Annotated in this window: 5 protein-coding genes; 1 reads left to right on the forward strand and 4 read right to left on the reverse strand. The window is 66.7% G+C overall.

Translation table 11 applies throughout. The features are described from left to right. Positions 1–32: 32 nt before the first annotated feature. Genes C7402_RS45130 through C7402_RS45140 form a run of 3 tightly spaced genes read right to left on the reverse strand, consistent with a single transcriptional unit; the run spans position 33 to position 4,767 of the window. Complete coding sequence (locus tag C7402_RS45130; protein ID WP_116615178.1) at positions 33–1,028, reverse strand: cytochrome d ubiquinol oxidase subunit II; 996 nt, start codon at positions 1,026–1,028, stop codon at positions 33–35. 36 nt (positions 1,029–1,064) lie between these two features. Further along, a complete protein-coding gene (locus C7402_RS45135) occupies positions 1,065–2,462 on the reverse strand; it encodes a cytochrome ubiquinol oxidase subunit I (protein ID WP_116615179.1) in 1,398 nt (465 codons plus the stop codon). Next, a complete protein-coding gene (locus tag C7402_RS45140; protein WP_116615180.1) occupies positions 2,449–4,767 on the reverse strand; it encodes an FdhF/YdeP family oxidoreductase in 2,319 nt (772 codons plus the stop codon). Before C7402_RS45140 ends, C7402_RS45135 begins: the two co-directional genes overlap by 14 nt. Before the next feature lie 295 nt (positions 4,768–5,062). Between C7402_RS45140 and C7402_RS45145 the strand changes: the two genes are divergently transcribed. Further along, entirely contained in the window at positions 5,063–5,542 is a 480-nt protein-coding gene (locus C7402_RS45145; protein ID WP_116615181.1) for a hypothetical protein, read from the forward strand. Positions 5,543–5,561: 19 nt separating this feature from the next. On the opposite strand, the gene C7402_RS45150 is transcribed toward C7402_RS45145, so the two are convergent. Next, on the reverse strand, positions 5,562–5,903 hold the full coding sequence (locus C7402_RS45150) for a hypothetical protein (RefSeq protein ID WP_116615182.1): 342 nt from the start codon (positions 5,901–5,903) through the stop codon (positions 5,562–5,564). Between the last annotated feature and the right edge of the window lie 318 nt (positions 5,904–6,221).

Consider the following 6,221-nt stretch of genomic DNA (forward strand, 5'->3'; position numbering starts at 1 on the left):
TTCATTGGGCGTTCAGAACGAACGCCCAAGTTTCACGCTTTTTCCTCCGCATGCGTGGGCACGCCGACCTTGCCGCGGAAGATGTAGTACTGGTAGAGGTTGTAGCCGATCATGATGGGGAACACGAAACCGATGCCGGTCAGCATGAAGGTGAGCGTCGCGCTATCGGAAGCGGCGTCGAGAATGCGCAGCTTGCCCGGCACGAAGTCGGGAAAGAGGCTGATGGCGAGACCCAGAAACGAAATCAGGAACATCGCGATGGTGGCGCGAAACGGCAGGCCCACCGCCGCGCGCCGCAAGCCGACCAGGATCGCGACGAAGGCCAGCGCCGCGAGCAGGCCGAGCGCGCCAAGCACGTGCACGACCGGCGCTTGCGACCAGCGGTCGTGGCCCACGCTGCTGTAGAGCCAGGTCGCGGCGCTCAGCGCGAGCGCCGCCGCCACGCACACCACGGCGTACACGCGCGCCGCGCCGCGCGCCCACCGTTCGATCGCGCCCTGGGTCTTCTGGACGAGCCAGGTTGCGCCCAGCAGGCTGTAGCCCGCGACCACGCCCACCGCCGAGCAGGCGACGAAGAGCGCGCTCACGGGCCCCGGTTCGAGCGCGGTGATGACCTTGCCGAGGATGACGCCCTGCGCGGTGGCCGCCACGAGGCTGCCGACGCCGAACACGCGGTCCCATAGCGCGCCGCGCGTCGCGCTGTGGCGGAATTCGATGGCCGCGCCCCGCATGATGAGGCCCGCGATCAACACCATCACGGGCACGTACAGCGTTTGCAGGAGGAGGGCGTAGGCGAGCGGAAAGGCGCCGAACAGCGCGCCGCCCACCACGACGAGCCAGGTCTCGTTGGCGTCCCACACGTGACCGATCGAGGCGACCATCACGTCGTGATCGGTGCGCTCGCGGCGCAGGAGCGTGAGGATGCCGACGCCGAGATCGAAGCCGTCGGTGACGACGTAGAACGCGAGCATGAGCCCGATGAGGCTGAACCAGGTATAGGCCAGCATGACATGCGTGGAAGTTTCCATGAGGATTCCTTCGTTCATCAGCGGGAGGCGGCGGCTTCAGCCCACCGTGGTGTATGAATCGGCGGGTTGCGATGCGGCGCGCGCCGGGGCGATGAGCAGATCCGGTCCCGTGCGCAGCCAGCGGCGCGCGAGGAGGAAGAACGTGACGATCAGCACGAGGTAGAAGCAGAGGAACATGACGGTGCTGGCGGCGACATGGCCGGGCGGCACGGCCGACACGGCGTCGCGCGTGCGCAGCAGGCCATAGACCACCCACGGCTGGCGGCCCACCTCGCGCACGATCCAGCCCGCCTCGACGGCGATATACGGCAGCGGGATCGCGGCCACCCACGCGCCCAGCAGCCAGCGGCGCTGGAGCAGCGCGTCGAGGCTGCCGCGCGCGCGCCGCAGGCACCAGGCGGTCCACAGCGCGAGCGCCACGAACAGAAAGCCGATGCCCGCCATCACGCGAAACGCGTAGTAGAGCAGCGGCAGCATGGGCGGCTGGTCCTCGCGCGCAAAGTCGGCGAGCCCCTTCACGGTGCCGTGCAGCGTGTGGGTGCCCAGCACGCTCAACAGGCCCGGCACCTCGATCGACCAGTCGTTGCGCTGCGCGTCCTGATCGGGCCAGGCGAGCAGCGACCACGACGCCCCCGTGCCAGGCGCATTGGTGTGCCAGTGGCCTTCGATTGCCGCGCCCTTGGCGGGCTGCGTGGCGAACACGCTCACGCCGCTCGAATCGCCGAGCCATACCTGCAAGGGCGCTGCGACGAGCAGCACCGCGAGCGCGAGCTTGAACGAGCGCGCGAAGAATTCGGCATGACGCCCGCGCAGCATTTGCCACGCGGAAATGCCCGCGACCACGAACATGCCCGTTTCGATCGCGGCCACCCACATATGGCCCACGCCCCATGCGACATCGGGGTTGAAGATCGCGTGCAGATAGCTCGTGACGACGATCTTGCCGTCGACGACCTCGACGCCCGCCGGCGTCTGCATCCACGAGTTCGCGACCATGATCCAGAACGCGGAGAGGCTGGAGCCGAACGCGACCATTGCTGTTGCGAATAGATGCACGCCGCGCGGCACGCGATCCCAGCCGAGCAGCATCACGCCGATGAAGCCCGCTTCGAGCATGAAGGCCATCGCGCCTTCAAAGCCGAGAATGTTGCCGATGAATTGCCCGCTGAACTGCGCGAAGCCTGCCCAGTTGGTGCCGAACTGGAACTCCATGGGAATGCCGCTCACCACGCCCACGGCGAAGTTCAGGATCAGCAGCTTCGACCAGAAGCGCGCGTGACGGTAATACGCGAGATCGCCCGTGCGCAGCCACAGCGCCTCGACCAGCAGGACGAAGGCCGCGAGACTGATCGTGAGGATCGGCCAGAGAATGTGGAAGATGGCCGTGAAGGCGAATTGCAGGCGCGAGAGGGCGAGGGTGTCAAAGAACTCCATGGCGGCTTCCTTGTTGCGCGGCGGCGGCGCGCCGGATCTTCACGGGCACGCCCTTATAGGACGGCGTGCGGCTTTGCGGGTCATAGGCATAGAGCGGCACGAGCGGATTCGCCTCGGGGTAGTAGGCGCCGCAGCAGCCGTCGGGCAACGCGTATTCCACGAGCATCAGGCCGCGCACGACGCGCTCGACGCCGTCGCGCGACAGGGCGACGAGATCCACGCGCTCGCCCTCTTGCATCTCGCGGCGGCGCAGTTCCCCGGCGTTCACGAACACCACGTCGCGCTGGCCGAATACGCTGCGATAGCGGTCCGAATGCGAGTAGAGCGTGGTGTTGTACTGGTCGTGGCTGCGCATGGTGGTGAGCCAGAGCGCGTCGGGGTCGCCGTGCGCGGGGTCTTCGTCGAGCCCCTGAAACACGAGGAAATTGGCCTTGCCCGTGGACGTCGCCCAGATGCGATCGCGCGCGGTCGAGCCCAGATAGAAACCGCCCGGCACGCGAATGCGCGCGTTGTACGCCTGGAACGCGGGAAAGACGATTTCGATGGCCTCGCGAATGCGGTCGTAGTCGGCCACCATGTGCTCCCAGGGCACGCGCGTGCGCGCGCCGAGCGTGGCGCGCGCGATGCCCGCGACGATCGCGGGCTCGCTGCGCAGCTCCGGCGAGGCCGGCGGGTTGCGGCCCGCCGAGGCGTGCACCATCGACATCGAATCCTCCACCGTGATCGATTGCGGGCCGTTCGCCTGCACGTCGATTTCGGTGCGGCCGAGGCAGGGGAGGATCAGCGCGTCCTTGCCATGCACGAGATGGCTGCGATTGAACTTGGTCGCGATGTGCACCGTGAGAGCGAGGCCGCGCATGGCCGCCTGCACGCGTGGCCAGTCGGGCACCGCCGCCGCGAAGTTGCCGCCCAGCCCGATGAAGACCTTCGACTCGCCCTTGAGCATGGCCTCGATGGTCGCGACGACATCGCGGCCATGCTCGGCGCCCGGCCGGAATCCAAAGGCGCGCTCGATGCCGTCGATGAGGGCCGCAGACGGCTTTTCCGTGATGCCGACCGTGCGGTTGCCTTGCACGTTCGAATGGCCGCGCACGGGGCACACGCCCGCGCCGGGGCGACCCACGTTGCCGCGCATGAGCGCGAGGTTCGCGACCTGCTGCACATTGGCGGTACCGCAGTGATGCTGGGTGATACCCATGCCGTAGACGAGGATCGCGTTCTTTGCCGCCGCGTACAGGCTCGCGGCCGATTCGATGTCCGCCTGCGCGAGGCCGCTGTGGGCGGCGATCGATTCCCATGACGTCGCGCGCAAGTCCGCTTCGAGCGCTTCGAAGCCCAGCGTATGGCCCGCGATGAATTCGGTATCGAGGATGCGCGGGCGGTCGTGCGCCACCGCGTCGTCGTCCATGTCGAGCAGCGCTTTCATCATGCCTTTGAGCACGGCCGCGTCGCCGCCCACCTTCACCTGATAGAGACAGGTGCTGATGGGCGTCGAACTGAAGGTGGCCATTTCGATCGGGTTCTGCGGCGCGGCGAAGCGTTCGAGCGCGCGCTCGCGAAACGGATTGAACGAGACGATGCTCGCGCCGCGCCGCGAGGCCGCGTGCAGGTCGCTCATCATGCGCGGGCTGTTGGTGCCGGGGTTCTGCCCGAAGATGAAGATGGCGTCCGCGTGCTCGAAGTCCTCCAGCAGCACCGTGCCTTTGCCCACGCCGATGGACTGCGGCAGGCCCACGCTGGTCGCTTCGTGGCACATGTTGGAGCAGTCGGGGAAGTTGTTGGTGCCGAACTCGCGCACGAACAGTTGATAGAGAAACGCGGCCTCGTTCGAAGCCCGCCCCGACGTGTAGAAGTCCGCTTCGTTCGGGCTTTCGAGCGCGTTGAGGTGCGCGCCGATCAGCGCGAACGCTTCGTCCCAGCCGATGGGTACGTAACGGTCGGTGACGGCGTCGTAGCGCATGGGGTGGGTGAGGCGGCCGGCCATTTCGAGGTCGTAGTCATCCCACGCGGCGAGCTCGCTCACGCTGTGCGCGGCGAGAAAGTCGGGCGTGCAGCGCTTGTCCGTGGCCTCCCAGGCCACGGCCTTCGCGCCGTTCTCGCAGAACTCGAACGAGGACGTGTGCTTCGGATCGGGCCACGCGCAGCCGGGGCAGTCGAAACCCTCGGGCTGGTTCATGCGCAGCAGCGTGCGAGCGCCGGAAACTGCCACGCCCTGAAGCGCGAGCGCTTCGCCCGTGGCGCGTAATGCGCCCCAGCCGCCCGCCGGTTCCGTATAGATGCGGATTGTTTTCTTGTCGCTAGCCATGTCGATTCCTTCGCGGCGAGGGAGGACGCCACGTGTGCGAAGGGTGACGTGTTCGCGTGGCCGCAGCTTGCGGCGCATGGACGGCGATTTCGAAATCGCACGGCAATGCGCGCGGGGGCTTTCGAGCGGCGTTGTCCACGCGTGGGCTGGTGGCGCAGATGAGCGTGCGAATCCTGAAAGGCATCGTGCGTTGACAACACCGGTGCTGCCGCACGCCCCGATACTGCAACGCAATGACCGAGCGGCCGGGCCTCATTGATGAGAGGCGCGGCAATCACGGTGTGGAGACACGACTATGAATCACGATGATGCTTTGAAACGCGCCGCCGCCGACGCGCGCACGATGGGCGACGCGCCTGAGTTCGCCAGTTTCGCGGCGTGGCTGCGCGGGCGTGGGACGGCTGGTGCAAGCCACGCAATGGCGGCCGGGCTCAACGGTGCGTGGACCCGCAGGCTCGTGAAATTTTCGGCGCTCTGGGCGCTCGTTGAGTTGCCCGTTGCGTACTGGAGCGCGGCTGACGACCTGGAGCGCGCGGCGCTCGCGGTATCGACGTTGATCTGGCTTGCGATCGTGTTTCGCGTGCTCAAGGGCGGCGCGACGGCACGCGGGGTATTCGTTTTTCTCTGTGCGCTCAGCGTGCTTGCCGTCGCGCCCGCGCTGCCTGCCGAATACGCGAATTTTCGTCTCGCGTTCTGGCTCTCGCTCGTGGAATGTGTCGTGAAATGCGGGCTGTTCGTGGTGTTCGTGTCGCGGTATATCGCCATGGAGCCGTGAACACGCGCGATGCGTACGCTCAAGTCCAGTACTTGTAGTCGCCACGCACGCGCCGCACGGCGGGCGTGGCTTGCAGGCGCATGAGACGCTTGCGTTGCCCGCGTGCCGCGCGGGTGGGTTCAGTCGCATCCGTCGATTCAATCGCCTCAGCCGGTATCGCCTCGGCGGGCGCGTCATGCGCGCGCGAATGGCGCGATGCGGCCTCGCCGATACCCAGCGCGACACGTTCGAGCGGCAACTCCGTCTGACCGCCAACCTCAACGAACGCCGCACGCAAGCCGGAGTCGCCCGGCGTTGCCGCACCGATCATCAGGAACACGCCCGTGGCGATGAGGGATGGTGCGAGAAGTCGAACGTACATGTCGGGGCTCCGGGTGCGAAGGGAATCGTCTGCGAGGCATGATTCCGATTGTGGTGCGGCGCGTGGCGCGTCGCTTTCGAATTCGCACCCGGTTGATGACGATACGCACGGGCGCGCTGTGCGGACTTTCATGCGGTTCACAGGCGTGAGTCCTGGGTGGGTTTGATTGGTGGGTGGTTTTGGGGGCTGTTTGCCGGTGTCGTTGATGTTTGCGAACATTCTTATGTCAAAGCCATTTTCAGATGTCCGCTTTCCGGCCAAGTTCAAGTGTCCGCCTTGCGGGGTTTAGGGTTTGTCTTTCACGGGGTGCAGTTCACG

This window comes from Paraburkholderia unamae, assembly GCF_003096875.1.
GTDB classification, from domain to species: domain Bacteria; phylum Pseudomonadota; class Gammaproteobacteria; order Burkholderiales; family Burkholderiaceae; genus Paraburkholderia; species Paraburkholderia unamae.